Annotated in this window: 25 protein-coding genes, 1 tRNA gene and 1 pseudogene; 18 read left to right on the forward strand and 9 right to left on the reverse strand. The window is 59.9% G+C overall.

Going from position 1 to position 26,504, the window contains the following annotated elements:
- Positions 1 to 81 precede the first annotated feature (81 nt).
- From KGA98_RS19205 to KGA98_RS19215, 3 genes are read left to right on the forward strand one after another with little or no spacing between them, the layout of a single operon-like run.
- Positions 82 to 1,491: a circularly permuted type 2 ATP-grasp protein gene (locus KGA98_RS19205; protein WP_046042936.1), complete on the forward strand. Its 1,410-nt coding sequence runs from the start codon at positions 82 to 84 to the stop codon at positions 1,489 to 1,491.
- 12 nt (positions 1,492 to 1,503) lie between these two features.
- A complete protein-coding gene (locus KGA98_RS19210; protein ID WP_057715736.1) occupies positions 1,504 to 2,454 on the forward strand; it encodes an alpha-E domain-containing protein in 951 nt (316 codons plus the stop codon).
- Complete coding sequence (locus tag KGA98_RS19215; protein WP_057715735.1) at positions 2,451 to 3,260, forward strand: transglutaminase N-terminal domain-containing protein; 810 nt, start codon at positions 2,451 to 2,453, stop codon at positions 3,258 to 3,260. The genes KGA98_RS19210 and KGA98_RS19215 overlap by 4 nt, the downstream gene beginning before the upstream one ends.
- A 120-nt stretch (positions 3,261 to 3,380) precedes the next feature.
- Here KGA98_RS19215 and KGA98_RS19220 read toward each other — a convergent pair whose 3' ends face one another.
- Positions 3,381 to 4,202 carry a c-type cytochrome gene (locus tag KGA98_RS19220; RefSeq protein ID WP_218542833.1) on the reverse strand — a complete coding sequence of 274 codons (822 nt, stop codon included), beginning with the start codon at positions 4,200 to 4,202 and terminating at the stop codon, positions 3,381 to 3,383.
- Positions 4,203 to 4,797: 595 nt separating this feature from the next.
- Between KGA98_RS19220 and KGA98_RS19225 the strand changes: the two genes are divergently transcribed.
- The 3 genes from KGA98_RS19225 (at position 4,798) to KGA98_RS19235 (ending at position 8,990) form a co-directional block, all read left to right on the forward strand.
- Entirely contained in the window at positions 4,798 to 6,003 is a 1,206-nt protein-coding gene (locus KGA98_RS19225; RefSeq protein ID WP_159389554.1) for an acetyl-CoA C-acetyltransferase, read from the forward strand.
- 24 nt (positions 6,004 to 6,027) lie between these two features.
- On the forward strand, positions 6,028 to 8,172 hold the full coding sequence (locus KGA98_RS19230; protein WP_218542835.1) for a 3-hydroxyacyl-CoA dehydrogenase NAD-binding domain-containing protein: 2,145 nt from the start codon (positions 6,028 to 6,030) through the stop codon (positions 8,170 to 8,172).
- A 95-nt stretch (positions 8,173 to 8,267) separates the two neighbouring features.
- Entirely contained in the window at positions 8,268 to 8,990 is a 723-nt protein-coding gene (locus tag KGA98_RS19235) for an amidotransferase (protein WP_057715731.1), read from the forward strand.
- A 100-nt stretch (positions 8,991 to 9,090) separates the two neighbouring features.
- Here KGA98_RS19235 and KGA98_RS19240 read toward each other — a convergent pair whose 3' ends face one another.
- The 3 genes from KGA98_RS19240 to KGA98_RS19250 form a co-directional block, all read right to left on the reverse strand.
- Positions 9,091 to 10,062 carry a magnesium and cobalt transport protein CorA gene (locus tag KGA98_RS19240; protein ID WP_218542837.1) on the reverse strand — a complete coding sequence of 324 codons (972 nt, stop codon included), beginning with the start codon at positions 10,060 to 10,062 and terminating at the stop codon, positions 9,091 to 9,093.
- A gap of 159 nt (positions 10,063 to 10,221) precedes the next feature.
- Positions 10,222 to 10,944, reverse strand: a complete 723-nt coding sequence (locus KGA98_RS19245; RefSeq protein WP_057715729.1) for a lysophospholipid acyltransferase family protein — start codon at positions 10,942 to 10,944, stop codon at positions 10,222 to 10,224.
- A gap of 214 nt (positions 10,945 to 11,158) precedes the next feature.
- Positions 11,159 to 11,848, reverse strand: a complete 690-nt coding sequence (locus tag KGA98_RS19250; protein WP_057715728.1) for a crotonase/enoyl-CoA hydratase family protein — start codon at positions 11,846 to 11,848, stop codon at positions 11,159 to 11,161.
- 308 nt (positions 11,849 to 12,156) lie between these two features.
- On the opposite strand from KGA98_RS19250, the gene KGA98_RS19255 reads away from it, so the two are divergent.
- The 10 genes from KGA98_RS19255 to KGA98_RS19300 all read left to right on the forward strand — a co-directional run bounded on the left by KGA98_RS19255 (position 12,157) and on the right by KGA98_RS19300 (position 17,209).
- A tRNA-Ser gene (locus KGA98_RS19255) sits at positions 12,157 to 12,246 on the forward strand.
- 533 nt (positions 12,247 to 12,779) lie between these two features.
- Positions 12,780 to 13,034, forward strand: a complete 255-nt coding sequence (locus KGA98_RS19260) for a type II toxin-antitoxin system HicA family toxin (protein WP_218542839.1) — start codon at positions 12,780 to 12,782, stop codon at positions 13,032 to 13,034.
- A complete protein-coding gene (locus tag KGA98_RS19265; protein ID WP_223503170.1) occupies positions 13,031 to 13,363 on the forward strand; it encodes a type II toxin-antitoxin system HicB family antitoxin in 333 nt (110 codons plus the stop codon). Before KGA98_RS19260 ends, KGA98_RS19265 begins: the two co-directional genes overlap by 4 nt.
- Before the next feature lie 59 nt (positions 13,364 to 13,422).
- A complete protein-coding gene (locus KGA98_RS19270; protein WP_218542843.1) occupies positions 13,423 to 14,766 on the forward strand; it encodes a serine hydrolase domain-containing protein in 1,344 nt (447 codons plus the stop codon).
- Complete coding sequence (locus KGA98_RS19275) at positions 14,763 to 15,083, forward strand: YbjQ family protein (protein ID WP_057715723.1); 321 nt, start codon at positions 14,763 to 14,765, stop codon at positions 15,081 to 15,083. The genes KGA98_RS19270 and KGA98_RS19275 overlap by 4 nt, the downstream gene beginning before the upstream one ends.
- A gap of 146 nt (positions 15,084 to 15,229) precedes the next feature.
- Entirely contained in the window at positions 15,230 to 15,418 is a 189-nt protein-coding gene (locus KGA98_RS19280) for a hypothetical protein (protein WP_057716647.1), read from the forward strand.
- Between the two features lie 311 nt (positions 15,419 to 15,729).
- On the forward strand, positions 15,730 to 16,098 hold the full coding sequence (locus KGA98_RS19285; protein ID WP_007988063.1) for a hypothetical protein: 369 nt from the start codon (positions 15,730 to 15,732) through the stop codon (positions 16,096 to 16,098).
- Between the two features lie 115 nt (positions 16,099 to 16,213).
- Entirely contained in the window at positions 16,214 to 16,693 is a 480-nt protein-coding gene (locus KGA98_RS19290; RefSeq protein WP_150812360.1) for a YMGG-like glycine zipper-containing protein, read from the forward strand.
- 16 nt (positions 16,694 to 16,709) lie between these two features.
- Positions 16,710 to 16,892, forward strand: a complete 183-nt coding sequence (locus KGA98_RS19295) for a hypothetical protein (RefSeq protein WP_150812361.1) — start codon at positions 16,710 to 16,712, stop codon at positions 16,890 to 16,892.
- 107 nt (positions 16,893 to 16,999) lie between these two features.
- Positions 17,000 to 17,209: a hypothetical protein gene (locus KGA98_RS19300; protein WP_223503172.1), complete on the forward strand. Its 210-nt coding sequence runs from the start codon at positions 17,000 to 17,002 to the stop codon at positions 17,207 to 17,209.
- Between the two features lie 55 nt (positions 17,210 to 17,264).
- On the opposite strand, the gene KGA98_RS19305 is transcribed toward KGA98_RS19300, so the two are convergent.
- Positions 17,265 to 20,432 carry an RHS repeat-associated core domain-containing protein gene (locus KGA98_RS19305; protein WP_411736671.1) on the reverse strand — a complete coding sequence of 1,056 codons (3,168 nt, stop codon included), beginning with the start codon at positions 20,430 to 20,432 and terminating at the stop codon, positions 17,265 to 17,267.
- A 412-nt stretch (positions 20,433 to 20,844) separates the two neighbouring features.
- Between KGA98_RS19305 and KGA98_RS19310 the strand changes: the two genes are divergently transcribed.
- The gene (locus KGA98_RS19310; protein WP_223503176.1) at positions 20,845 to 21,540 is read left to right on the forward strand and encodes an HAD-IA family hydrolase; all 696 of its coding nucleotides are present in this window, start codon (positions 20,845 to 20,847) and stop codon (positions 21,538 to 21,540) included.
- A gap of 137 nt (positions 21,541 to 21,677) precedes the next feature.
- Here the strand turns inward: KGA98_RS19310 and KGA98_RS19315 are convergent, their stop codons facing one another.
- Positions 21,678 to 22,424, reverse strand: a complete 747-nt coding sequence (locus KGA98_RS19315) for a 3-oxoacyl-ACP reductase family protein (protein WP_223503178.1) — start codon at positions 22,422 to 22,424, stop codon at positions 21,678 to 21,680.
- Positions 22,425 to 22,548: 124 nt separating this feature from the next.
- Between KGA98_RS19315 and KGA98_RS19320 the strand changes: the two genes are divergently transcribed.
- The gene (locus tag KGA98_RS19320; RefSeq protein WP_090454020.1) at positions 22,549 to 23,472 is read left to right on the forward strand and encodes a LysR family transcriptional regulator; all 924 of its coding nucleotides are present in this window, start codon (positions 22,549 to 22,551) and stop codon (positions 23,470 to 23,472) included.
- 133 nt (positions 23,473 to 23,605) lie between these two features.
- Here the strand turns inward: KGA98_RS19320 and KGA98_RS19325 are convergent, their stop codons facing one another.
- The 3 genes and pseudogenes from KGA98_RS19325 to KGA98_RS19335 all read right to left on the reverse strand — a co-directional run.
- On the reverse strand, positions 23,606 to 24,334 hold the full coding sequence (locus KGA98_RS19325) for an aspartate/glutamate racemase family protein (RefSeq protein WP_007988885.1): 729 nt from the start codon (positions 24,332 to 24,334) through the stop codon (positions 23,606 to 23,608).
- Between the two features lie 56 nt (positions 24,335 to 24,390).
- On the reverse strand, positions 24,391 to 25,932 hold the full coding sequence (locus tag KGA98_RS19330; protein WP_057715716.1) for an NCS1 family nucleobase:cation symporter-1: 1,542 nt from the start codon (positions 25,930 to 25,932) through the stop codon (positions 24,391 to 24,393).
- Positions 25,933 to 26,384: 452 nt separating this feature from the next.
- Positions 26,385 to 26,504 (reverse strand): annotated as a pseudogene (locus KGA98_RS19335) (IS110 family transposase); the annotation flags it as partial.

Here is a 26,504-nt window from a genome sequence, read left to right on the forward strand (position 1 = left end):
CAACCGATTGAAATTTAAGCGTTTATGCCGATGGCACGGGCCTTGCGAAGGTCTGGACGTCCGAGTGACAAGGAGTACGGCATGATCCGCACCTATTTTGATGAGATGTACGATGCCGGCGGCCTGGTCCGCCCGCATTATCGGGAGTTTGCCCGTTGGCTGGCCGAAACGCCTGACGAGCTTCTGGCACAACGGCGACGCGAGGCCGATCTGTTGTTTCATCGCGCCGGGATTACCTTCACGCTCTACGGGGACGAGCAGGGCACAGAGCGCCTGATCCCCTTCGACACCATTCCACGCAGCATCCCCGCCAGCGAGTGGCGGATTGTCGAACGCGGCTGCATCCAGCGGGTCAAGGCGTTGAACATGTTCCTCGCCGACCTTTACCACGAGCAGCGCATCATCAAGGCCGGCATCATTCCGGCCGAGCAGGTGCTGGCCAACGAGCAGTACCAGTTGGCGATGCAGGGCCTGGACCTGCATCGCGATATCTATTCGCACATCTCCGGCGTCGACCTGGTGCGCGACGGCGACGGCACCTACTACGTGCTCGAAGACAATCTGCGTACGCCGAGCGGCGTCAGCTACATGCTCGAAGATCGCAAGATGATGATGCGCCTGTTTCCCGAGCTGTTCGCGGCGCAACGCATTGCCCCCATCGACCACTACCCGAACTTGCTGCTCGACACCCTGAAAAGTTCAAGCCCCATCGATAACCCGAGCGTGGTGGTGCTGACGCCGGGGCGCTTCAACAGTGCGTTCTTCGAACATGCGTTCCTGGCGCGGGAAATGGGCGTGGAACTGGTGGAGGGCGCGGACCTGTTCGTGCGTGACGACAAGGTCTACATGCGCACCACCGACGGGCCGAAAGCGGTCGACGTGATTTATCGTCGCCTCGACGACGCCTTCCTCGATCCCCTGGCCTTCAACCCGGAATCGATGCTTGGTGTGCCGGGGCTGCTGTCGTCCTACCGTTCCGGCAACGTGGTGCTGGCCAATGCCATTGGTACGGGGGTAGCGGACGACAAATCGGTGTATCCGTTCGTTACCGACATGATCCGTTTCTACCTCGATGAAGAACCGATCCTGAAGAACGTGCCGACCTGGCAATGCCGTAATCCGTCTGAGCTTTCCCATGTGCTGGCCAATCTTCCAGAACTGGTGGTCAAGGAAACCCAAGGCTCCGGCGGGTACGGAATGCTGGTGGGGCCGGCGGCGACGGCGGCGGAAATCGAAGCCTTCCGTGCGCGGATCATCGCCAAGCCCCATGCGTATATCGCGCAACCGACGCTGTCGCTGTCGACCTGTCCGACCTTTGTCGAAAACGGCATTGCGCCACGCCATATCGACTTGCGGCCGTTTGTCCTGTCGGGTCGTGAAACCCGGGTCGTGCCCGGCGGCTTGACCCGCGTCGCCCTGCGCGAAGGCTCCCTGGTGGTCAATTCCTCCCAGGGCGGTGGAACCAAGGACACCTGGGTGGTCGAGGATTAAAGGAAGCCTGTCATGTTAAGTAGAACTGCCTCGGATTTGTATTGGATGTCGCGTTACCTGGAGCGGGCGGAAAACCTCGCCCGGATGCTCGACATCAGCTATTCGCTGTCGCTGATGCCGCAGGACGGTCGTGGCGACGGTTTGCACGAACTGGCCATGCCGCTGTTGATCACCGGCACCCTGGACGATTACCTGGAGCGCCATGGCGAACTGCATGCCGAACGGCTGCTGCATTTCTTCGCCCTGGATGCGGCCAACCCGGCGAGCATCTACAGCTGTCTCGGTGCGGCACGGGCCAGCGCCCATGCGGTGCGTGGGCGCATCACCGCCGACATGTGGGAAAACATCAACGCCACCTGGCTGGAAATTCGCGGCATCGCCGAACAGGGCCTCAGTCGCTACGGCATGAGCCGTTTCTGCGAGTGGATCAAGGAACGTTCCCACCTGTTCCGGGGTGCGTCCTACGGCACCATCATGCGTAACGATGCGTTTCGCTTCATTCGTCTGGGGACCTTTATCGAACGGGCGGACAACACCTTGCGCCTGCTCGATGCCCGCTATGAAATGGCCGGCGATCAGGCCGAAGCGGTCAGCGATGGCACCGCTCACGCCTATTACCAGTGGAGCGCGTTGTTGCGGGCATTGTCGTCGTTCGAGGCCTACACGGAAATCTACCGCGACGCCCCCGGCGCCAGGCATGTGGCGGAGTTGCTGTTGCTGCGGGCCGATGTACCGCGATCCCTGCGCGCCTGCACCGAAGAAATCGACCAGATTCTCTCGCAATTGCCGGGGGCCAACGGTCGCCCGGCACAACGCCTGGCGGCAGAAATGGACGCACGCCTGCGCTACACCGGCATCCATGAAATTCTCGAAGAAGGCCTGCACGCCTGGCTGACCGAGTTCATCCCGCTGGTGCGCCAGTTGGGTAACGCGATACACAGTTCTTATCTGGAGGCCGCATGAGACTTTCCATTAGCCACGAGACCACCTATCACTACGAAGACAAGGTGCGGGCGAGCATCCAGTACCTGCGACTGACTCCCCACGACAGCGAGCGCCAGCACGTACTCAGCTGGCAGCTCGACCTGCCACGTCCGGTGCGGGCGCAACTCGATCCGTTCGGCAACATCCTGCATGTGCTGACCATGGACGAGCCCCATGAGGCGATCATCATCGGTGCCCGTGGCCAGGTCGATATCGACGAATTGCGTGAGGCCGAACACGAGAGCCAGTCGGCACTGCCGTTTCTGCGCTTCACCCGTTTGACCGAAGCCGACGCCGCCCTGCGTGCGTTCGCCGAGAAGGAATGCAGACAACGCCGCGATCGCACGGCGCTGATCGATCTGATGCATGGCCTCAACCAGCATATGACCTACACACCGGGCTCCACGGAAGTGGACACCAGCGCGGCCCAGGCCTTTGCCGGACGGTCCGGCGTGTGCCAAGACCACACCCACGCGTTTCTCGCCTGCACCCGCAGCCTGGGCATTCCTGCGCGTTATGTGTCGGGCTATCTGTACAGCGAAAACAGCGAACACCTGGCCAGCCACGCCTGGGCCGAAGCCTGGCTGGATGACGCCTGGTACAGCTTCGACGTGACCAATGAGCTGGCCCGGCCGGAACGCCATCTGAAACTGGCGGTGGGCCTGGATTACCTGGATGCCTGCCCGGTGCGCGGGATGCGCCGGGGCGGCGGGTGTGAGCAGATGCACGCCAAGGTGCTGGTGTCACCGACGCCAGCGCCGGTGATTTCAGTGCAGCAGCAGTAGGCGCGATACGACGGAACCCTGTGGGAGCGAGCTTGCTCGCGATGGCGTCATTTCAGTCAATACTTTTGTGACTGACACACCGCTATCGCGAGCAAGCTCGCTCCCACAGGTACGATGTTGTTACGGCTTAACCTTGCGCCCGACCATATGCTGCAAATACCCCACCAGGCTCTGCAGATCCCCATCGGGCAACACCTCGGCCGAGAACCCGGGCATCTTCGCTTGCGGCCACTGGCGCAAACTCTGTGGATCGCGGATGTAGCGCTTGAGGAAGTCCGCACCGAAGTACTCGGTCGGGTTGTACGGAATATTCAGGTCCGGCCCGAATTGCGCGTCCCCGGCGCCATTGAGTCGATGGCAGGCCAGGCAGTTCTTCTGGAACAACGCAAATCCCTTGTTCACCGGATCATCCGCCTTCAATGCCGGATCGGGCAGCAGTGCGGGAAAGCGCTCGGCCACGGGTGCCAGGCGTTTGATGCTCGCCACCTGGAACGGCCATTGTTCTGGGCTGATGTTGCCGGCCTGCGGATTGCTCCAGACCAGATAGAACGGCCCGGCGCCTGGCTTGCCTTCGGATAGCGGTGGCCAGGGCTTGCTCGGGTCTTCAATCGCCAGCCACGCCTGTGCACCCTGGGTATTGAGCAACGGCGCGGCGGTCATTTCGGCGGCAAAGCCATCCAGCGCCACGGCTTGCAGGTGGTCTTCAGGCTTGATGCCGTCCAGCAGTGCGGACAGCGGTACGGCGCGGTAGCTCATGTCCCGCTTGTAGGAAACGTCGTTGCTGATGTCGATGGTTTGAACCTGAGGATGCTTGAGCAATTGCTCGGTCTGCCAGGTGCGACTGTTCGCGCCCAGTTCCAGGTTCAGCTGTGCGGCATACAGGGGCGAGCCGAACAGCGTGGCCCCGAGCAGAATGAGCATTTTCAAGTGATCGCCGTCCATGTCGTGCAAGTGCCGCAAAGATTGGCACAGCCACGCTGGCCCGGGTAGCGGGCCAGTCACATTTTGAGAGTGGCAATTCAAAAACTGTGACGCCGTAGCTTTATAGACGCGACTAGCCGATGACCTTGGTCAGGTTCGGCAATATCAACAACAGCGTGGTGGCGAAAAGGATGAGCCCGGCTTGACGTACTTTCGATTGTTTGAACATGGCTTGACCGCCTTTTTTGTTATTTCCTGATGCCTGCCCGCATAGCATCCATGATGGCAGCGCGTTGCACTTCCTGTAGTGACGAGTGCCTCGGCAAAACCCGACGACAACTTCGTACATGTTCACCTTAGAGCCCGCGATACGCTTGGCTTAGATCCATTTCGTATGGTGTTCTTCAAATTCGCGTTAAAAATGGCATGAGGCCTAGTGCCAGCTTCTTTGGCACCCGTTGGCTAGACAGCTTGGTGTCCTGAACGGTAGCTGACTACCGTTCGTCTGAGCGTGAGCGTCAATGTCTGTGAGCGCTGCGGTCATTGAATCAAACGCGGCTCGGGCCAAGAGTGGGCACTCGGTATTTACCCACCTGCACTGCGGTTCGAGGACGTCATGACCCAAGCATTGATTTTCGACGCGTTACGCACGCCCCGTGGCAAAGGCAAGGCCGATGGCGCCTTGCACAGCGTCAAACCGGTGAACCTGGTGGCTGGTTTGCTCACCGCACTGCAACAGCGCACGGCGCTGGACACCAGCCAGGTCGATGATGTGGTGCTTGGCTGCGTAACCCCGATTGGTGATCAAGGTTCCGACATCGCCAAGACTGCCGCTCAGGTGGCCGATTGGGATGTCAGCGTGGCGGGAGTACAGATCAACCGGTTCTGTGCTTCGGGGCTGGAGGCCGTGAACCTCGGCGCGATGAAAGTGCGTTCCGGTTTCGAAGACCTGGTGGTGGTCGGTGGTGTCGAGTCGATGTCCCGGGTACCGATGGGCAGCGATGGCGGGGCCTGGGCGCTGGACCCGGCGACCAACCTGCACAGTCACTTCACGCCACAGGGCGTGGGTGCCGACCTGATCGCCACCCTTGAAGGCTTCAGCCGTCAGGACGTCGATGCCTACGCCCTGCATTCCCAGCAAAAGGCTGCACGGGCGCGGGCCGATGGCTCGTTCAACAAATCGCTGGTGCCGGTGCAGGACCAGAACGGCATCATCCTGCTCGATCACGATGAGTTCATCCGCGCCGACTCGACCCTGGAAGGCCTGGGCAAGCTCAAGCCGAGTTTCGAGATGATGGGGCAGATGGGTTTCGATGCCACCGCGCTGCGGGTCTACAGCCATGTCGAGCGGATCAACCATGTGCACACCCCCGGCAACAGCTCCGGGATTGTCGACGGCGCGGCGCTGATGCTCATCGGCTCCGAAGCCAAGGGCCGGGCGCTGGGCTTGCAGCCACGGGCGCGGATTGTCGCCACGGCGGTCACCAGCACCGATCCGACCATCATGCTCACCGGCCCCGCGCCGGCGACCCGCAAGGCGTTGGCCAAGGCCGGACTGCGGGTCGAAGACATCGACCTGTTCGAGGTCAACGAGGCGTTCGCGTCGGTGGTGTTGAAATTCATCAAGGACATGGCCGTCGATCCGGACAAGGTCAATGTCAACGGCGGCTCAATCGCCATGGGCCACCCGCTGGGCGCCACTGGCTGCGCCATTCTCGGCACGCTGCTCGATGAGCTGGAAACCCGGCGCCTGCGTTATGGCCTCGCGACCCTGTGTGTCGGCGGCGGCATGGGCATTGCCACCATCATCGAACGCCTCTGAGCCCGGACATCAAGGAGCCCAGTTATGAGCGAAGCCATTCGTTACGAAAAAGACCAGGAACAGATCGTCGTCCTGACCATCGACATGCCGGGCCAGAGCGCCAACACCATGAACGCGGTGTACCGCGAAGCCATGGCGGACTGCGTTGCGCGCCTGGTGGCCGACAAGGACAGCATCGCCGGTGTGATCATCACCTCGGCCAAGAAGACATTTTTCGCTGGCGGCGATCTCAACGAGCTGATCAAGGTTGGCAAACCCCAGGCCAAGGCCTTCTACGACATGGTGCTGAGCCTCAAGGGCCAGTTGCGCGCCCTGGAAACCCTCGGCAAGCCTGTGGTCGCGGCGATCAATGGCGCCGCACTGGGCGGCGGCTGGGAAATCTGCCTGGCCTGCCATCACCGCGTGGCGCTGGACCACCCGTCGGTGCAACTCGGCCTGCCGGAAGTCACCCTTGGCTTGCTGCCAGGCGGCGGAGGTGTGGTGCGCATGGTGCGCATGCTCGGCCTGGAAAAAGCCCTGCCTTATTTGCTTGAAGGCAAGAAAGTGCGGCCACCACAGGCATTGCAGGCAGGATTGATCGACGCGCTGGCGACCGATCACGAAGACTTGTTGGCCAAGGCGCGGACGTGGATTCTGGCCAATCCAGCGGCGGTGCAGCGCTGGGACGTGAAGGGCTACCAGATTCCGGGCGGCACACCGTCAAACCCGAAAGTTGCGCAGATGCTGGCGATTGCGCCGTCGATCCTGCGCAGCAAAACCCAAGGCACGATGCCCGCGCCGGAGAAAATCCTCTGCGCAGCGGTGGAGGGCGCCCAGGTGGACTTCGACACGGCGCACTTGATCGAAACCCGCTACTTCACCGAACTGACCACCGGCCAGGTCTCGAAAAACCTGATTGGCACGTTCTGGTTCCAGCTCAACGAAATCAATGCCGGCGGCTCGCGGCCTCAAGGCTTTGCACCTTATGTCACCCGCAAGGTCGGCGTGCTCGGCGCCGGGATGATGGGCGCCGGTATTGCGTTTGTCAGTGCGTCGGCGGGGATCGATGTGGTGCTCAAGGACATCAACCTCGCGGCGGCGCAGAAGGGCAAGGCGCATTCGGCGGCGCTGCTGGACAAGAAGGTTGCTCGCGGACAAATAAGCATCGAGCAACGCGACACCGTTCTGTCACGCATTCAAACCAGCGAAAGCGATGCCGACCTGGCCGGTTGCGACCTGATCATCGAGGCCGTGTTCGAGGATCGGGATTTGAAGGCCAAAGTCTCGTTGGCGGCGCAGAAGGTCGTCGGCGCGGACGCGGTGATCGCCTCCAACACCTCGACCTTGCCGATCAGCGGCCTGGCGTGTGCCGTGCCCGATCAGAGCAAGTTCATCGGCCTGCATTTTTTCAGCCCCGTGGAAAAAATGCCGCTGGTGGAAATCATCAAGGGCGCCAACACCAGCGATGAAACCCTGGCCCGCGGCTTCGATTACGTCCTGCAAATCAGGAAAACCCCGATTGTGGTCAATGACAGCCGCGGTTTCTTCACGTCGCGGGTGTTCGGCACCTTCACCAATGAAGGCATTGCCATGCTGGGTGAGGGCGTGAGCGCGGCGATGATCGAGACTGAAGCGCGCAAGGCCGGCATGCCGATAGGACCGCTGGCGATCTCTGACGAAGTTTCCCTCAGCCTGATGAACCATATTCGCCTGCAAACGGCCAAGGACCTGCAAGCAGAAGGCAAGCCGCTGACAGAACACCCGGCATTTACCGTGATTGACTTGTTGCTCAATGAGTTCAAACGTCCGGGCAAGGCTGGCGGTGGAGGTTTCTACGAGTATCCGGCGGGCGGCCAGAAACACCTGTGGCCTGAGTTGAAAGCCCGCTTCGAGAAAGCCGACGGGCAGATTTCGCCCAAGGACGTGCGTGATCGCCTGCTGTTCGTGCAAGCCATCGAAACCGTGCGCTGTGTGGAGGAGGGGGTGTTGACCTCGACGGCGGATGCCAACATTGGCTCGATCTTCGGCATCGGTTTCGCCGCCTGGACCGGCGGTGCGCTGCAGTTCATCAACCAGTACGGCGTGCAGGACTTTGTGGCCCGAGCCCAGTATCTGGCCACACAGTATGGCGAGCGGTTCGCGCCTCCTGCCTTGCTGCTGGAGAAGGCCGCCAAAGGGGAGGCGTTCTAAGGGGGAGATGATGCATTTCGGGGCTTGCCTTGTCACAGCGTTTCAAGGCAGGCTCTGGGGTGTGCATTATTCCCATCACGTGTCAGGTATTTTTTATGTCGTTACGCATCTGCATTCTGGAAACCGACCACCTGCGTCCGGAATTGGTTGACCAATATCAGGGCTACGGGCAGATGTTCAAACACCTGTTTTCGCAGCAGCCGATTGCCGCCGAGTTCACGGTCTACAACGTGGTGCAGGGTGAGTACCCAAGCGACGACCTGACGTTCGACGCCTACCTGGTGACGGGCAGCAAGGCCGACTCTTTCGGCACCGACCCGTGGATCGAAACCCTCAAGAAATATCTGCTGACCCGCTACGAGCGCGGCGACAAGCTGCTGGGCGTTTGCTTCGGTCATCAGTTGCTGGCGTTGCTGCTCGGTGGCAAGAGCGAGCGTGCGACCCAAGGCTGGGGCGTCGGCACCCACAATTACAAATTGGCCGCCAAGGCGCCGTGGATGAACCCGGTGCGCGAAGAATTGACGCTACTGATCAGCCACCAGGATCAGGTCACGTCGCTGCCGGAGAACGCCACGGTTATCGCTTCCAGCGACTTCTGCCCGTTTGCCGCCTACCACATCAACGATCAGGTGCTGTGCTTCCAGGGGCATCCGGAGTTCATCCACGATTACTCCCGTGCCCTGCTGGAAATTCGCCAGCAGGCACTGGGCGAGCAGGTCTACTCCAAAGGGATCGCGAGCCTGGAACAGGAACACCACGGCACCACGGTTGCCGAGTGGATGATGCGGTTTGTCGCGCACAAGCCAACAGCTGTTTAAAACCTGTAGGAGCTAGCCGTGCTCGCGATGGTCGTGAACGATAACGCGCCAAACCTGACAGCCCACGGTGCTCTCAGGTTTTTCGCGAGCAGGCTCGCTCCTACAGCCACCCCGATTTCTTGAAGCTCGCCCACAACCCCAGACAACCCACCGTAATAAACCCCAGCACCCCGAAATACCCGTAGTGCCAGCTCAGCTCCGGCATGTTCTGGAAGTTCATCCCGTAGATTCCCGCCACTGCCGTCGGGAAGGCCAGAATCGCCGCCCAGGCCGCAAACTTGCGTTGCACCACGCTCTGGCGAGAGGCCTCCAACAGCACCCCGACCTCAATCGTCTGGCTGGCAATATCCGCCAGCGTCGTCAGGTCTTCCATCTGCCGTGTTACATGAATCTGCACATCGCGAAAGTACGGGCGCATGTTCTTGTCGATGAACGGGAAGCTAAGTCTCTGCAATTCCTCCCCGATCTCAATCATCGGTGCCACATAGCGACGCAAGCGCAAAACATCACGACGCAGGCCATGTAGCTTCTGGATGTCGTAGTCATTGAGCGAGCCGCACAACACGTTGCGCTCCAGTTCATCGATTTCCCCGTGAATGGCTTCGCCCATCGGCTGGTAGTTTTCGATCACGAAATCGAGGATGGCATAGAGTACGAAATCTTCCCCATGCTCAAGCAATAGCGGACGCGCCTCACAGCGCTGTCGGACATGGGCGTAGGACGCGGAGTGACCGTTGCGCGCAGTAATGATGTAACCATTGCCGGCAAAGATATGCGTCTCGATGAACTCGAGTTTGCCCTCATGGCGGATGGGCGAATACGTCACGATGAACAGCGCATCGCCGAAGGTTTCCAGCTTCGGTCGGCTGTGCTTTTCCAGGGCGTCTTCGATGGCCAGTTCGTGCAGGTTGAACTGGCGTTGCAGATTGTAGAGCTCCTCGGCGTTCGGCTCTTCGAGGCCGATCCAGACAAAGTGCCCGGGCTTTGCAGCCCAGGCTGCGCCTTCGTCAAGGCTGATATTAGTGACTCTCTTACCGGCGCTATAAACCGCAGCAGCAACAACTCTACCCATGATGGTGGTTCACTTCTTTTGGCAGCTTTCAATTGGCAACGAATGCATTGGCAGTGTGGATCAGCTTAGCCTTGCAGTGTTTGAGAGTCAGTTAAATCTGCCGAGTTCTGGGCAAAGACGCGCAGGCAAAAGAAAACCCGCACCAGGCGGGTTTCTTTTTCAGGCAGCTTGCAGTTGCCGGTCCATCGATTCGATGCATTCACGCATCTGCTCGCGGCACTGGGCGATCAGCAGGGGCATGTCGTCCAGGCTCAATCCGGCGGTGGGAATCGCCGGCAACGAGCGAATCAGAATTTTCCCGCTGCGCCAGCGGTTCAACCGCATGTGTTTGACGTAACTGCTGACGCACACCGGGACAATCGGCACCCCGGCGGCAATCGCCATCTGAAAGGCGCCTTTCTTGAAGGGCAGCAAGTCCTCACCCAGGTTGCGCGTGCCTTCCGGGAAAACCCAGATCGAGGTGTCTTTGTTTTGCAGGGTGTGGGTGGTGGTCAACATCGACTTGCGTGCCTTTTGCGCATTGCCACGGTCGATCAGCACATTGCCGGCCAGCCAGAACAACTGCCCGAACAGCGGCACCCACTTCAGACTCTTTTTGCCGATGCACACGGTACGACGGGGCACCACGTTGCCAAACACAAACAGGTCATAGTTGGACTGGTGATTGGCGATGATCACGCAGCTGTCGGGTTTATCCATCAACGGCCCGACTTCGGCCTTCACTCGCAAACGCAAAATGCACATGGCCGGCCATGCGTACAGGCGCGCGCACAGGCGGCTGTTGTCCGGATTGAACGGCCGGCACAGGCCGAGCATCACCCCCAGCACACCCGCCACGATAAAGTGCAGGCCCATCAATGACATACGGCACAAAAACAGCATTTACAGGCCCCACCGGGACAAAAGGTGGCGCAGTGTACGGATGTGCACTGTTTTCGGCAATTGCTCCCAGGGAAGTGGGAGATCGAGGATGTTTGAGCTGATGTTTCCGACTGTTTGGTCAGATGCGGTCTAGAGCGGTCACAGACGTTTAACACAGACATGTATGAAAAAGCCCGACACGACGGTCGGGCTTTTCTTTGCAGCAGATCCGGGCTTAGCCCAAATGCTCCTGATCCTGGATGATCGCGTTGTCCAGGGCCTCCAGCAGCGCTTTGCGCACTTTCAATTTGGTGTTCTTGTGCGCGGTCATGTTGATCTTCTTCAACTGACGAGCCGCCGCCAGTGCCGCGCCTTGCAGTTCTTCAGGCGAGACCACGACATCGAGGAAGCCGGCCGCCACGGCGCCTTGTGGATTGAACATCTCGCCGTTGACCACCGAACGCTGCAACGCCACTTTGTTCAGGCGGTCACGGGCAATCTCGATGCCCGCGTGGTGCATGGTCATGCCGATCTGCACTTCGTTCAGGCCAATGCTGAACGCACCTTCAACGCCGATGCGATAGTCAGCCGACAACAGCAGGAACGCGCCCTTGGCCACCGCGTGCCCCGGGCACGCCACGATCACCGGGAAGGGGTGCGACAGCAGGCGGCGGGCCAGGGTCGAGCCGGCGGTCACCAGCGCCACGGCCTCTCTAGGACCGGCCGTCATCACCTTCAGGTCATAACCGCCAGAGAGAATGCCCGGCTGGCCGGTAATGATCACCACCGCACGATCAGCCACTGCCCGATCCAGCGCAGCGTTGAACTCGGCAATCACATCCGGGGAGATGGCATTGACCTTGCCATTGCTCAGGGTCAGGGTCGCGATACCGTCTTCGAGATGGTAGGAAATCAACTCACTCATGACGCTATTCCTTTCAATAAAGTTGGGCAGACGTTACCCACCGCCGCAAGCCAGGTAAAGCGCCGTGACTGACCCGCCAGTCACCCTTTGCCCGCCCGTCAGGCGCAGCCCGCCGTGCCTGCTGCGCATTCCCCTCTATATAGAAGAGGGCACGAAGCCGGAGATTGGCCGGTTTGCCATGGCCGGGAACGACCGGAAACGCTGAATCGCGTTAACCGCATGAAAATTCTGAAAAAAATGTTTGCCATCGGAAAAGCTTTCGACTACATTAGCGCGCCTCGACAGACAGAACATGTTTGAAGAGATACGGTGAAGTGTCCGAGTGGCTTAAGGAGCACGCCTGGAAAGTGTGTATACAGGAAACTGTATCGAGAGTTCGAATCTCTCCTTCACCGCCACATTCTGCAAACACAAACCCCTGATTTTCCTAGAGAAAGTCGGGGGTTTGTGGTTTTTGGCGTCTGAAAAAGGGCCGTATGTGAACAAAGTGGGAACGCAGATGATTTATGGGGTGTTCTAGCTCGCACGATATGAGTGAGAGCATCAGACAAGTACCTATCTCGCTAATGCCTGCTTTCGGTCAACCGTCTCCTTTCGTGCGAAGTGATTATAAAAATGCAGTCTTCTTAGGGAGTATCTATACAGATCCACTTAAGGGTGTCCCGCCCAGGTTAAGACCAGCAAGGTAGTGGCCAGCTAAAAACGCAGCAAGCGTAAGGCTTTACGCAACTCTCGGAAATTGCCTACAACCCCGGCGAGAGTCACTCCGATATCCTGCCTGCCTTGCAAAACAAACGCTTCCACACGAAAAACGCCGCTTTCCTGTTCTGGATAAGCGGCGTTTTTTTAAGCACGCGTTAGAGGCTTCTCCCACGCATCAGCGATGTCATTCGCGGTTGCTAAACCCTGTGCGGTATCATGATATAATACCATGAATAATAAACAGCTCAGCACCCTCAAAACCGTATTTTCAAGACCAGCCCCGGCCACCATGGAGTGGTCACGCATCGAATCTTTGTTCGGCGCTGCAGGGGCAAGAACCATCGAAGGCAATGGATCGCGAGTACGTTTTGAACTGAATGGCGTGGTGGCCACTTTTCATCGGCCCCACCCCGACAAAGAAGCCAAGCCCTACCAGGTGCGTGACGCCCGGGCTTTCCTTGAGCAAGCAGGAGTTACCCCGTGAACGTAATGAACTACAACGGCTACTCAGCCCGAATCGAGTACAGCGACGAAGACGGCCTGTTCGTCGGCCACATTGCGGGCATCAAGGATGTTGTCGGGTTTCACGGCGAGTCAGTCAAAGAACTTCGCACCGCATTCGAAGAGGCCGTCACCGATTATCTGGAGACTTGCGCCAAACTCGGCCGCACCCCACAGAAGCCCTATTCAGGCCATCTCAGTCTGCGCCTGACCCCAGCCCTTCACGCGACGGTAGCTGTGAAAGCTCAGTTAGCCCACAAAAGTATCAATCAGTGGGTTGCTGATGTTCTTGATCGCGAGGCGCATGCTTAAGCAGTGAATAAGCCGATCCGGCTGTAGACTGCTCAAACTCTTCGAACGGAATCGACATCATGCTCTATCCTCGCGCCAGTTTTCGCGGCGCAGCCAGGCTCATTGCGGCTGTGTCGATAGTTGCCGCGTCATCACTGGCCCTCGCATCCGCCCCTGCGACTTTTCCCGACGCCCAAGCCAGTGACCCGGCCAAACTTGGCTGGATGGTCGGTTCGCCACCCTCCGCTGATCGCACCGTGCGTTTTGAAGACGGCAGCTATTTCCAGTTCCCGGCAATGCGCTGGAGTGTTTCGAATTTCCGGCAACTGATGCCGACGATCAACGTTTCACGCGGCCTGGGTGCTCCGGTTCCTCTGGAGACAGTGCTACGCAAAGATATCGACGGGATCAGTTTTGTCCCGCTTGGCGCCAAGGCGCCGATGACGTGGGAGCAATCCCTCGCGGCCACGTACACCGATGGCATTGTGGTGATGCACCGCGGGAAAGTTGTCTACGAACGTTACTTCGGCGTGTTGAAGCCGGACGGCCAGCACGCCGCAATGTCAGTGACCAAGTCCCTGGTCGGCACGCTGGGTGCCATGTTGGTGGCGCAGGGGCGCATCGATGCTGACAAGCGGGTTGCCGAATATGTACCGGAACTGGCGGATTCTGCGTTTGGCAGCGCCACGGTACGGCAGGTGCTCGACATGACCACGGGCCTCAAATACAGCGAGGACTACGCGGACCCGGATGCCGAAGTCTGGGCCCATGCCCGGGCAGGCAACCCGTTGCCCAAACCCAAGGGTTATGAGGGACCTCGCAGTTACTACGAGTTTTTGCAGACGGTGCAACCGCAAGGCGAGCACGGCAAAGCGTTTGCCTACAAAACCGTCAACACCGACGTGTTGGGCTGGGTCATTGCCCGCGCCACCGGCCGCAATGTTGCGCAACTGCTGTCGGAGAACATCTGGAGCCGGTTGGGTGCCGAGCAGGACGGCTATTTCACAGTGGACTCCATCGGCACGCCGTTCGCCGGTGGTGGCCTGAATACGGGGTTGCGGGATCTGGCGCGTTTTGGCGAGATGCTGCGTAACGGCGGTCGGTTCAACGGCCACCAGATAGTGCCAGAGGCAGTGATCGACGATATCCGTGGCGGCGGCGATAAGCAGGCTTTCGCCAAGGCGGGTTACACATTGCTCAAAGACTGGAGTTACCGGTCTATGTGGTGGGTGACGAGCAAGGAAGGCGGGGCATTCATGGCGCGTGGGGTCCATGGGCAGCGCATTTATGTCGACCCGAAGGCCGAGATGGTCATCGTCCGCTACGCATCCCATCCGGTGGCCAGCAACTCGGCCAATGATCCCGTCACTTTGCCGGCGTTTGACGCGTTGGCTGACTATCTGAACAGGAAGGAACACCCATGATCATCACCACGACCCAGTCCATCGAAGGCCGGCAAATTACCGCCTACCTGGACATCGTCAGCGCCGAGTCGGTGCAAGGGATCAACGTTGTCCGCGACGTGTTTGCCGGGATGCGCGACTTTTTCGGCGGGCGTTCCCAGACACTGGAGCGAGCGTTGAAGGAAGCACGCATTCAGGCCACCGATGAGATCAAGGAGCGGGCTCAGGCGCTTCAGGCGGACGCGGTGGTCGGGCTTGATTATGAGATCAGCATGCCGGCCGGAAAGGGAGGGATGGTCGTGGTGTTTGTGACCGGGACTGCGGTCAAGTTGAGGTAAAAGGTGAGAAGCCATTCGTCGGTCACGGGGAAATCCGAACGGCAGGTCCGTTAGTGACCGTCTAGTCTCAAAAACCTTGGCGATCGATATTCCTTCAGGCAAAGGGCTTGCCGCTGTCGATCGCGCTTTTTGAAAAGGGTGGAGAGATGGTTGATCCGTATATCGAGGACGATGGCGCAGAGTTTCCGATCAACAACTCCGTGCGGTGTGGTCAGACCCAGTATGTGGCCAGTTTCGGCGAGGACCAGACTGAGGTCGACAAGATCAAGACCAGGGCGTGCCGGGTACTGAAGGGCAAATTTTTACCCAAGGTGACAGCGCCGGTCAGGAAGTAATCGAACGTCAGGCAGACCCCGTCATAGAGCGGGGTTTTTCATGCTCGAAAAGTTTTATGACAATTTTTTTGAAGGGGGGGATCTTTCACGAACTTTTCACAACACCCTCCGTAATCTCGACTCATCCGTTAGAAAGCAACACCTGGCCCGTTTCCCCAGCGGGCTTTTTTTTGTCCGCGATAAAACCTTTTCGGTAAACGCTGTCCAACCCTCGCCAATCGCGAAGTTGGACCGGTGTGCTGGACTTTATCCGCGCAAAAGCATTCAATCTCGCCCCCTTTTGTGTACCCCCTATTTTTGAGGTTTTTGTCATGCGTTTAACACTGCCCGCTCTGGTTCTGGGGCTTCTGGTTGCTCAAGGTGCAATGGCTGGTGACGGCACTGCCGCGCTGGGCGGTGGCTTGGGCGGCGCATTGGGTAACGTCGTCGGCCAGAAGATGGGCGGCAGCACTGGCGCCGCGATTGGTGCGGGCGTCGCTGGCGCGGCAGGCAGCGCAGTTGCCGCCAAAAAAGGTCATCGCACCAGCGCTGCTATCGGTGGCGGTGTCGGCGCGGCCGGTGGTTCGGTGATCGGCAATAGCCTCGGCGGCAAGTCCGGTGCCACCATCGGTGCGGGCCTGGGCGGTGCATTGGGCGGCGGCGTGGGCAGCAACCTGGCCAATGGTCACAAGCGTCACTGATCCTGATCCAGATTTGAAAAGAGCCCGGCTTGATGCCGGGCTTTTTCATTTATGAACGTTTTACGCCGCAATGGCTCAAATCTTCCATACTCCCTTGAAGAATGTGAGGCGTGCCATGAACCCGAAAACCAACGACAAAAAAACCGTAAGCCAGAGTGCTCGGCGATTGATGTTGCCTGCGATTGTTTTTGGATTGTTGGTTTCTCAGGTGGCGCTGGCGGGAGGTAATGGAGATGCCGCAGTGGGCGGTGGTCTTGGTGGGGTGCTGGGCAATGTTGTCGGTGGCCAGGTGGGTGGCAGCACGGGTGCGGCCGTCGGTGCCGGAGTCGGCGGCGCGGCCGGTAGTGCCATTGCCGCGCCAAAGCGCAGTCGCACCGAAGCGGCGGTAGGCGGTGGTTTGGGCGCAGCGGGTGGATCAGTGATCGGCAACAGTCTTGGCGGTTCGACCGGATCGGCCATCGGTGCCGGTCTTGGCGGTGCAGCCGGTGGTGCGGTCGGCAATGATCTGGGGAGTGATAGCGGCCACTCCCATTCCGGTGGCGGACATAAACATTCGAACAAGCACCACAACAAGCACCACAATAAGCATCACTAGTTGAGCGAGGCATCCCATGACTGCGAAAAGCGAAGGCAAGGAAGAAAAGGGGCCGAGCGCACAGCCATCTATAAACGATCCCGGCAATGAAGATCCGGGATCGCTGATGGACGATGCGACGGTGCCGCTTAACGATGCTGATGATGCGGGCGATGTGGGGAATATCGAGTTTGAAGATGAGGAAGAGGACGAGGACTGATCGAATCGTGCTGGCGAATTGACGGGCTGTCCAGCTGATCGAACGCGTCCATCGCCCGATCCTCGCCAGGTCGTGGCCTACACTTCAGGTCACACGAGAGGTGCGATATGAACACTGATCGGAAAGTCCCCGACGTTGATGAAACACCGGAGTATCCGCTGCCGTCGCCTACCGATTCCTTGCGCCGCGACCAACGACCACCGGACGATGATGATGCAGGTGTGGAGCAGGTTCCGAGCGACGACGATGATATAGAGGCCAATCCAGAAGATCGGGACGATGGCACGGGTGAGCCAGCTATTACAAAGCGACAGTGAAGCACCCCGGGTCTCGATTGCTTCTTTAAAGCTTTGGTCCGAGGGGGGAATCCGGTTAGAAAATTCCCCGGGGCGCTAGTGAGTCTCCGCAATACCCGTATTTATTCGACGGTTTTGGAGAGGGCGCATCAGGCTCTCCTTCATCAACCCTTGCCTTTCCTTGCTCATACGGCACCGAGCATCCCGGCTTGTTCTCCTGCGGGCAATTCCCGCCCAATCCCAATGGAGCCACCCACCCCGTCGGGTTCCGGGTGTACCGATACGGGTTCAACCCACCGGCCAGCATGACCGGATCCAGCGTCAGATAACGACCAATGTCGGGATGGTAGTAGCGATGACGGTTGTAGTGCAGGCCGCTCTCGGCGTCGAAGTATTGTCCCTGAAACCGTAGAGGCTGTTTGAGTCGTTCGCCGTCGCCCTGGCTCACTTCACGAAGTTTGCCGTGGGCGGTGTATTTGGCCGACCAGACGATAGCGCCGCCGTAGTTGGTCAGTTCCTGCGGGGTACCGAGGTGGTCGAGTTGGTAGTAGAGCGGGCAGGCGTCTGCCGGGCCTTTTCCGTCAAGCAGCGCCAGCGGGCGGAAGCTGCCGGGCTCGTAAACGTAGCTGCGGTAGTGCTCGGGAGCGCTTTCGGCGATGAGCTGGTCGCCTTGCCAGAAAAACTGCGTGGTCTGGCTGTCGACGGTTTTGCGGATGCGCCGACCGAAGGCGTCGTAGCGGTAGCTGACACTTTTACCGTCCGGGGTGCTGACGCTGATCAGGCGGTGCTGGCTGTCATAGGTGTATTGGGTGACTTGGGGCGGCATGCCACGGCGTTCGCGGATCAGGTTGCCGAAGGCGTCGTAGTCGTAGTGGCTGTTGCAATGGCGGTGCAGACGGTTGCCCTGGAGCACGAGCGGGCCTGGACGGCCACGGATCAGCAGATTGCCGGCCGGATCATGGGTGAAGCTCTCCGCGAACGGATCGCGGTCGTGGCGTACGCCGGTCAGGCGGTCGAACGCATCGTATTGATAGTGGCGTTGGCCGTGACGGCTGTCGGCAATCTGCAGGAGATTGCCCTTGGCGCTGTAGGCATACTCGCGGCGATACAGCGTTCGTTGCTTTTGGCTGACGCAATGGACCTGCAAGCGGCCTTGCTCGTCGTAGGCGTAATCGCTGAGCAGCAGGCCCTGTTGGCGTTGCCGTTCGCGCCCGCCGACAAAACGGTGGCAGGTCAGGCGCGTGCCATTGAGATCGATGGCAGTGAGGGCGCCCCCCTTGGCATGGTGGTAGAGAAGGACACTGTTGTCCGGAAGGTGCAGCCGCTTGAGCCGACCGCAGGCATTGTAGCCGTAACGCAGGGTGCCCCAGCCCTGATGTTCGGTGATCAGCCGGCCCTGGCGGTCGTATTCGAACGCCAGCGGATGGCCCTGACCGTCATCGACGCGAACCAGTCGTCCTGAGTTGTCGTAGTGGTACTCGACTTTGATCCCGTCGGGAAGGGTCTTGAGCAACAAGCGCCCGGCGCTGTCGCGTTGGTATTGTGTGACGAGTTGCGAACCGTCGTCGCCGAACTCGGTTTTTTTCAGCAACTGACCATTACCGTCATACGCATAGGTGGTACGACGGCCATCAAAGCCGGTTTCCTGTCGGATCAATCCGCCAGGCGTGTAGTCCAGCCGATAGGTGTCGCCGACCTCGTTTTCGATCTCGGTGAGCAACAGTTGCGCATGATCGTAGCCGTACTTCAGCGTGCTGCCGTCGGGGTTGATCCGACGGCTGACCAAGTGCAGGTCGTCGGCGTATTCGTAACGGGTTACCCGTCCCAGTTCGTCGGTTTCGGCGGTGACCTGGCCGTAGGCGTTGTAGCGATAGGCACGGCAGGCACCGGTGGGCAGCGTGATCCTGGTCAGTCGACCCACGGCGTCCCACTCATAGCCGGTGACGGCACCGTGTTCGTCCTGCCGGGTAATCCGCCGGCCCAGCACATCGTAGGAAAAAGCGCGCTGGGCACCGTCCGGCAAGGTCTCCTCCAACAGTTGCCCCAAGGCGTTCCAGACAAACCGGTGACCGCTCTGATCGGGGAATCGGATTGTCAGCAAGCGCCCCTTGGGGTCGTAGAAATAGCGGGTTATCTGCCCGTCGGGATCGGAAACAGCAGTGATGTCGCCCTGGGCATTGCGCTGACAGGTCCAGGTCGCCTGACCACGGGTGAGGGTGCGCAGGAAACCGTGCCGATAGTTGCAGGTCATGGGCGCCTCATCGGGCGCACGCCGCGCGATCAACCGGCCGGCTTCGTCATAATGGTATTCGGTGACGGCGCCGAGGGCGTCCTGCTCGGCGATCAGGCGACCCTGATCGTCGTAGGCCTTGTGCAACTCACCGCCGTCGGTCCCGACCTGGCGTACCAGGCGTGCGCGGTTGTCATGAACGTAAACCTCTTCGCTACCGTCGGCGTTGTTCACTGTCACACAGCCTTTATCGTCCCAGGCGTAACGTGCCTCCATTTGCGAAAACGAGGCCCAATGATGGATGCAGCGGGCTGCCTTGCCAGAGCGTTCCCACGCCCAGAAGAAACTCGCGCCGCCGGCCAGTTGCCGTTGCAGGATGACGTGCCGCTCGTCGTAGTCATAGCGCTCGCTTTCACCTGCGGCGTTGGTTGCCTCGATCAAGCGCCGGCGGGCGTCGTAGCGGTAGCTGACCAGTGTCTGTTCGGTGCGCCAGGTGTTTGCCTCGCAGTCGCCGCGCTGAAACACCTGATAGTCGACGGCCACCAGGTGCTTGACGTCGTAACGCAGCAATAAGGCGCGGTCGGCGCCGTTGTCCAGGCGTTGGATCCGGTCACAGCGGTCCCGCTGCACCGTCAGGCGATTGCCGTAGGCATCGCTGATCGTGCTGAGCCGGCCGTCATGAAAGTGGTAGAACCGCGCGCGGTGGCCGGCCAGGGCGAGGATCAGTTCGTCCGGCTCTTCGCCGAGGTAAATCGCCGCCCGCGACAGGCTGTTGTGGATCACCGGGCGCACCGCCGTCGGCCGTGGAAAGGGCGTGCGGCGGTTTTCGGGGTCGATCCACAGCACCCGCTCGCCGTGGAGTTCCAGGTGCTGGGACAGCGAATGGCTCCAGCCAAAACCGAGGCCGCTGTCGATTTCGACGGCACTGGTGCGATAGAGGCGGGTGAAGTCGAAAGGCAGGATTCCGTCGAGGGTGCCATCGGTCATGGTCAGCAGTTCTTCACCGGTAACCATCGACACCGGGCCGTTGTGGGTGGCGGTTCGCTCGGCGGTGTCGATACTGACACCATTGGGGTTTTTCGCCTGTCTGGAGACGTCCTCGTGGCGTTCATGCCTGCCGGGGCAAAGTATCAGGGGACCGCTGGCGGGGCATGCCAATACCTCTTGGGGATCGAACATCTGCTGTCTTTCGCTTGGCGGAATGTGGAGCGCGAAACTCTGCGGGGGATCGGCGAGGAAAGAAGTCGGGAAAGGGTGGCGCTTGCTGTAGGGCGATTCGCTAAATCGCGGAGGGTCATTCGGCGCCGATCGGGATTTCATCATTGCTCTAGACCGGCGGCGCTCGCTATGCTGCTGAATCCTTTAATCCAAGGGCATCGGCCGTACCTGAGCTGTCGGGGATGCCTTAGAAAACGGATCAGATGCGATGAATGCACCACTGAAAGCATTCGGCCCGATCAAGGCCGTGATTTTCGATATGGACGGCTTGTTGCTGGACACGGAAGGCATCTACACCGAAGTCACCTCCATCATTGCCGCGCGTTACGGCCGGACGTTCGATTGGAGCGTCAAACAGAACATCATTGGCCGGGGCGCGGGCGATCTGGCGCGCTATGTGGTTGAAGCGCTGGACTTGCCGATTACGGCGCAAGAGTTTCTGGTGATCCGCGAGCCGCTGATGCGCGAGCGTTTTCCTACAGCGCAGGCAATGCCCGGAGCACAGGAACTGGTACGGCATCTGAAGGCCAACAACATTCCCATTGCCGTAGGCACCAGTTCTTCGAGCCAGTCGTTCGGCCAGAAAACCACCTTGCACCGCGACTGGTTCGCCTTGTTCGACTTTATCGTCACCGCCGATGACGCCGAGGTGGGCGCGGCCAAACCAGCACCGGATATTTTCCTGACGGCGGCGCGGCGCCTGGGTGTTGCACCGCAAGACTGCCTGGTGTTCGAGGATTCGCCCTTCGGCGTCACTGCGGCGAAAGCGGCAGGGATGACGGCAATTGCGATTCCGGATGCGGCAATGGCAGATGCCAGGTACGCACACGCCGATGGCATTCTTCGTACGCTGAAGGCGTTTGTGCCGAGTGCTTTTGGTTTGCCAGCGCTGGAATGGGCCTAGCTAAAAAGACGGGTCGACTCTGGCAAATGTGGGAGCGGGCTTGCTCGCGAAGGCGGTGTACCAGGCAACATTGATGTCGTCTGATTCACCGCTTTCGCGAGCAAGCCCGCTCCCACATTGAGTTTGTGTTTAACGCATCAGGCGCCGAAACCACCGTCGATGGTCAGGCTGGCCCCCGTGATATAGCCCGCTTCAGGGCTGACAAGGTAGGCGACGAAGCTGGCGATCTCTTCGGCCTTGCCGTAACGGCCCACGGCCATCAACGGGATCAGGCTTTCCGCAAAGTCACCCTCGGCCGGATTCATGTCGGTGTCGACCGGGCCCGGTTGCACGTTATTGATGGTGATGCCTTGCGGGCCGAGATCACGGGCCAGGCCTTTGGTCAGACCGACCAGCGCCGACTTGCTCATGGCGTACGGGCCACCACCGGCGAAGGGCATGCGGTCTGCGTTGGTGCTGCCGATATTGATGATGCGACCGCCTTCGGTCATGTGTCTGGCGGCGGCCTGGGTGGCGATGAACACGCTGCGCACGTTGATGGCCAGGGTCTGGTCGAAGTCTTCGAGTTTGAACTCGGCCAGCGGTGCGATCGCCAGTACCCCAGCATTGTTGACCAGGATATCCAGGCGACCGAAGGCTTCTACCGTGGCGGACACGGCACCGCGGATGGCGTCGGCGTCGGCGCTGTCGGCCTTGATGGCCAGGGCCTTGCCGCCCTTGGCGGTGATGCTGTCTTGCAGTTCTTCGGCTTTGGCCGTGGAGCTGACGTAGGTGAAGGCAACGGTGGCGCCTTCAGCAGCCAGGCGCTTGACGATGGCTGCGCCGATGCCGCGGGAACCACCTTGAATCAAGGCCACTTTGCCGCTGAGGTTCTGAGTAGTCATATCGATCTCCAAGTCCCGAGGCGAGATGTCCCGGTTGATGGAGGCTAGTATCGATTCAGGATTACGTGCTGTGTAGACCATAGTTGCGATAGTCTGTGTAAACCAAAAGTTTATAGTGGCGCTTATGGAAACCTTCAGCAGTATCGAATGCTTTGTGCGCAGTGCCGAGGTCGGCAGCTTTGCTGAGGCTGCGCGGCGCTTGAGCCTGACACCGGCGGCGGTGGGCAAGAGCGTTGCCAAGCTCGAGGCGCGCCTGGGTGTCAGATTGTTCCAGCGCAGCACTCGCAGCCTGACCCTGACGGAAGCCGGTCAGTTGTTTCTCGGCGAGGTCAGCGGCAGCCTGCACACGATCCAGAATGCCGTGGCCAATCTCGCCAGCGCCGGAGGGCAGCCGGCGGGCACCTTGAAAGTCAGCATGGGGACAGTATTTGGCTGCCTGTACATTGTGCCGATGCTCGGCGAGTTTCTGCGGCGATTCCCGGCGATCAACCCGGACTGGCACTTCGACAACCGCCAGGTCGATCTGATCGGGCAGGGTTTCGACGCGGCCATCGGCGGCGGCTTCGAATTGCCCCAGGGCGTGGTGGCACGCCGGCTGAGTCCGGCGCATCGGGTGTTGGTGGCTACGCAGGACTACCTGGAGACACATGCAGCGATCAGCGAGCCGGATGACCTCAAGCACCATGACGGGATTCTGATCCGCTCACCGCAGACCGGTCGGGTACGCTCCTGGCAGTTGACCCATCGCAATCAGCAACACAGCCCGTTGACGCTCAAGGCGCGGATGACCATGAGCGATTCCGAGGCCGCCTGCGCCACGGCCGCGCAGGGTCTGGGCATTGCGCTGGTGAGCATGCCGTTTGCCGCGGGCTATCTGGAGTCGGGCAGGCTGCAGCGGGTGCTGCCGGATTGGTACATCGACGACGGCTACACCTCCATCTATTACGCCGAACACAAACTGCTGCCGGGCAAGACCCGGGCGTTTGTCGAGTTTGTCATTGAGCAGTTTGCCGAGAGAGGGTTGGGGCAGAGGTTCAGTGCGGTTTGAGTCAGGCTCAGGTCCGAGTTGCCTCCTTCGCGAGCAAGCCCGCTCCCACATTTGATCTGTTGTAGACACAATATCTGTATTCAACGGAGATCCAGTGTGGGAGCGGGCTTGCTCGCGAAGGGGGCGCCGCGGTCTACCGGGCAAACCGCCCCGGCCAACCAATGATGTTTTTCGGCCGTGGCGTCGCATAAGTCCGCACCTTCGATGTCGACAGCCCCAGTCGCACCAATGATTCGGCAATGGTCACCGCCGCCGTCACCCCATCCACCACCGGTACCCCGGTACGTCGACGAATCTGCTCGTCCAGCCCGGCCATGCCGCCGCAGCCCAGGCAAATCACTTCGGCCTTGTCCTGGGTCACCGCCAGTTCGGCCTGATGGACGATGGCCTCCAGTGCGCGCTGCGGCTCGTGCTCCAGTTCCAGTACTGCCAAACCACTGGCCCGTACCGAGGCGCAACGGTCCCAGAGGCCGGAGAGCTTGAGGCGATCTTCGATCAGCGGCACGGTGCGGTCGAGGGTGGTGACCACGGAATAGGCGTGACCGAGAAACATGGCTGTGCTGGCGGCGGCATCGGTGATATCCACCACCGGCACATTGAGCAGTTCCTGCAATCCTTCACGGCCGTGTTCGCCATAACCGGCCTGGATCACGGCGTCGAACGGCTGGTCGTAGGACATCACCCGGTCCATGACCGCGATGGCCGCCAGGTAACTCTCGAAATTGCCTTCGATGGAGTCGGCACCGAAGTGCGGGGTGAGGCCGACGATTTCCGTGCCGGGTGATGCGACGGCCTGCGCCGAACGGGCGATGGCCTGGGTGATGGATTCGGTGGTGTTGACGTTGACCACGAGAATGCGCATGGGGAGTCCTTATTGCAGTTGGTTCTGCGGCCCGACAACGCCGGGCCGCGACAGGATCAGTGGCTGACGTTGTCGACCGCGATGGCTTCGCCGCTAACATCGACGTAATGCGGTTGGCGCTTGGCGATGATCAGGTAGAGCATCCCGGCGATACCGGCACCAATCAGCCAGGAGAATGGCGATACGCTGTGGAAGCCCGGTACCAATGCCAGAACGATGGCGATCAACGCTGCAGGAATGAACGCCGCCACCGCGCGCAAATTGACACCGCGGCTGTAGTAATACGCGCCGTCAGGGTCTTCGCTGTACAACTGCGGCACGTTGATCCGGCCTTTGCGTACCAGCCAGTAGTCGACCATGATCACCCCGTACAACGGGCCGAGCAGGGCACCGAGGCCGGACAGGAAGTACACGATCACCAGCGGGCTGTTGTAGAGGTTCCACGGCAGGATCAGCACAGCGATGGTCGCGCTGATCAAGCCGGCGCGGCGGAAGGTCAGGTACTTGGGCGCCAGGTTGCTGAGTACGAACGCCGGGGCGACGAAGTTGGCCATGATGTTCACCGCCACGGTGACGATCAGGAACGCCAGGCAGCCGAGCACCAGGAAGAAGGTGTTGGGGATCGAGGCGATGATTTCGGTCGGGCTTTCGATGATCCGGCCATTGATCTGAAATTGCGCGCCGCACAGCAGGACGGTAATGCCGGCGAACACCAGGATATTCACTGGCAAGCCCCAGAAATTTCCGACCTTGATGGTTTTGCGGCACGGCGAAGAACGGGCAAAGTCGCAGAAGTTGAGGATCAAGGTGCCGTAGATCGCCAGCCACAGTGCGCCGCCGGCAAAGATGTTGCGCCACATCTCACCGCCAGTCAGCGGCTCACGGATAGACCAGGCGATGGTCGCATCGGCCTGGGTGTACATCCACGCGGCAAGGGCGGCGACGGTCAGCAAAATCACCGGGCCGGCAAATGCCTCGTAGCGCCGCACCATCTCCATGCCATAGGCCAGGATCGCCAGTTGCACGAACCAGATCGCGACGAAACACACCCAGCCCAGGGTCGACAGGCCGAGGATCGAGTCGTGGTCGTAGTCGGCGAACCCGGGATGGACCGCCGTTAACAACACGCGAAAGACCACGGACGCAAGATACGTCTGGATACCGAACCAGGCGATGGCGATAACGGCGCGGATCAATGCAGGAATCTGCGCACCGTGAATGCCGAAACTGATCCGGCTGATGACCGGAAACGGCACCCCGGTTTTCTGGCCCATGTAGCCAGACAGGTTCATGAAGAAGTAAACCAGCGCGGCACCGATTCCCAGGGACAGGAGAATCTGCCAGCCACCCAGACCCAAGGCGTACAAGCCTATGGCAAACGAGTAGTTGGCAATGTTGTGCACGTCGTTGGTCCACAGGGCAAAGATGCTGTAGCGGCCCCAGCGCCGACCTTCGGACTTGGTCGGTGCCAGGTCTTTGTTGTGCAATCGGGGGCTGAGCACCACGGGGGCGTGATGCGCCTGATTGTCGACGGTGTGGATGGAATGGGAGGAGGGTAGATCCAGCGCGATGTTGTTATTGGAGAGGCTAGTACGCATTCCGGCAGGCTCCTGATGCTCGACCTCGCGATGACTGTGCATGAGCGTTGGCTCGACAAATCTTCGTCGCGGATGGCGAATATCATTGGTTACGGGGCATCTGCAGCCTGTACGGGATAGGGCGCTTCAGGCTTGCGGATCTAAAGTGTGTGTATGTTTTGAATTGATTGTATACAAAACATGTATGCACTTAAGCCAGAACTGTGCCAGCTGGCAGTTCTATGAAACGCGCTGCTCATTTCGTTTTGTTATGGCGTTTCGCCAAATTGCTGAAAAATAGGCAATTTAAATTGACCGATTGAACAGGTATTTATTTTACGAAGGGGATTCAGGAGGACATGGCGGTGTACGTCAGGCGGGGGGATGTAACTTTTGGGGGCGCAGAAACGAAAAGTGCACACATAAATGGCACCGATGGTGACATTCCTGTGTACACATTTTTGTGGGAGATTCTATGTTGCAGGGGAACCCTGCAACTTCAAATTCGGCTGGTATTCGCTCTGGTTTTTCATGAGGGCGAATGCCACTCGGCAAAGCTTGCGGGCAAGAATGACCAAGGCCTGAGTTCTGGC

Source organism: Pseudomonas sp. BF-R-24, from assembly GCF_019947335.1.
In the GTDB taxonomy this organism is placed as follows: domain Bacteria; phylum Pseudomonadota; class Gammaproteobacteria; order Pseudomonadales; family Pseudomonadaceae; genus Aquipseudomonas; species Aquipseudomonas jessenii.

Coding starts and splice junctions, on each gene's coding strand:
- KGA98_RS19205 (WP_046042936.1), top strand. CDS start 82: ATGATCCGCACCTATTTTGATGAGATGTACGATGCCGGCGGCCTGGTC.
- KGA98_RS19210 (WP_057715736.1), top strand. CDS start 1,504: ATGTTAAGTAGAACTGCCTCGGATTTGTATTGGATGTCGCGTTACCTG.
- KGA98_RS19215 (WP_057715735.1), top strand. CDS start 2,451: ATGAGACTTTCCATTAGCCACGAGACCACCTATCACTACGAAGACAAG.
- KGA98_RS19220 (WP_218542833.1), bottom strand. CDS start 4,202: ATGGACGGCGATCACTTGAAAATGCTCATTCTGCTCGGGGCCACGCTG.
- KGA98_RS19225 (WP_159389554.1), top strand. CDS start 4,798: ATGACCCAAGCATTGATTTTCGACGCGTTACGCACGCCCCGTGGCAAA.
- KGA98_RS19230 (WP_218542835.1), top strand. CDS start 6,028: ATGAGCGAAGCCATTCGTTACGAAAAAGACCAGGAACAGATCGTCGTC.
- KGA98_RS19235 (WP_057715731.1), top strand. CDS start 8,268: ATGTCGTTACGCATCTGCATTCTGGAAACCGACCACCTGCGTCCGGAA.
- KGA98_RS19240 (WP_218542837.1), bottom strand. CDS start 10,062: ATGGGTAGAGTTGTTGCTGCTGCGGTTTATAGCGCCGGTAAGAGAGTC.
- KGA98_RS19245 (WP_057715729.1), bottom strand. CDS start 10,944: ATGCTGTTTTTGTGCCGTATGTCATTGATGGGCCTGCACTTTATCGTG.
- KGA98_RS19250 (WP_057715728.1), bottom strand. CDS start 11,848: ATGAGTGAGTTGATTTCCTACCATCTCGAAGACGGTATCGCGACCCTG.
- KGA98_RS19260 (WP_218542839.1), top strand. CDS start 12,780: ATGAATAATAAACAGCTCAGCACCCTCAAAACCGTATTTTCAAGACCA.
- KGA98_RS19270 (WP_218542843.1), top strand. CDS start 13,423: ATGCTCTATCCTCGCGCCAGTTTTCGCGGCGCAGCCAGGCTCATTGCG.
- KGA98_RS19275 (WP_057715723.1), top strand. CDS start 14,763: ATGATCATCACCACGACCCAGTCCATCGAAGGCCGGCAAATTACCGCC.
- KGA98_RS19280 (WP_057716647.1), top strand. CDS start 15,230: ATGGTTGATCCGTATATCGAGGACGATGGCGCAGAGTTTCCGATCAAC.
- KGA98_RS19285 (WP_007988063.1), top strand. CDS start 15,730: ATGCGTTTAACACTGCCCGCTCTGGTTCTGGGGCTTCTGGTTGCTCAA.
- KGA98_RS19290 (WP_150812360.1), top strand. CDS start 16,214: ATGAACCCGAAAACCAACGACAAAAAAACCGTAAGCCAGAGTGCTCGG.
- KGA98_RS19295 (WP_150812361.1), top strand. CDS start 16,710: ATGACTGCGAAAAGCGAAGGCAAGGAAGAAAAGGGGCCGAGCGCACAG.
- KGA98_RS19300 (WP_223503172.1), top strand. CDS start 17,000: ATGAACACTGATCGGAAAGTCCCCGACGTTGATGAAACACCGGAGTAT.
- KGA98_RS19305 (WP_411736671.1), bottom strand. CDS start 20,432: ATGGTTACCGGTGAAGAACTGCTGACCATGACCGATGGCACCCTCGAC.
- KGA98_RS19310 (WP_223503176.1), top strand. CDS start 20,845: ATGAATGCACCACTGAAAGCATTCGGCCCGATCAAGGCCGTGATTTTC.
- KGA98_RS19315 (WP_223503178.1), bottom strand. CDS start 22,424: ATGACTACTCAGAACCTCAGCGGCAAAGTGGCCTTGATTCAAGGTGGT.
- KGA98_RS19320 (WP_090454020.1), top strand. CDS start 22,549: ATGGAAACCTTCAGCAGTATCGAATGCTTTGTGCGCAGTGCCGAGGTC.
- KGA98_RS19325 (WP_007988885.1), bottom strand. CDS start 24,334: ATGCGCATTCTCGTGGTCAACGTCAACACCACCGAATCCATCACCCAG.
- KGA98_RS19330 (WP_057715716.1), bottom strand. CDS start 25,932: ATGCGTACTAGCCTCTCCAATAACAACATCGCGCTGGATCTACCCTCC.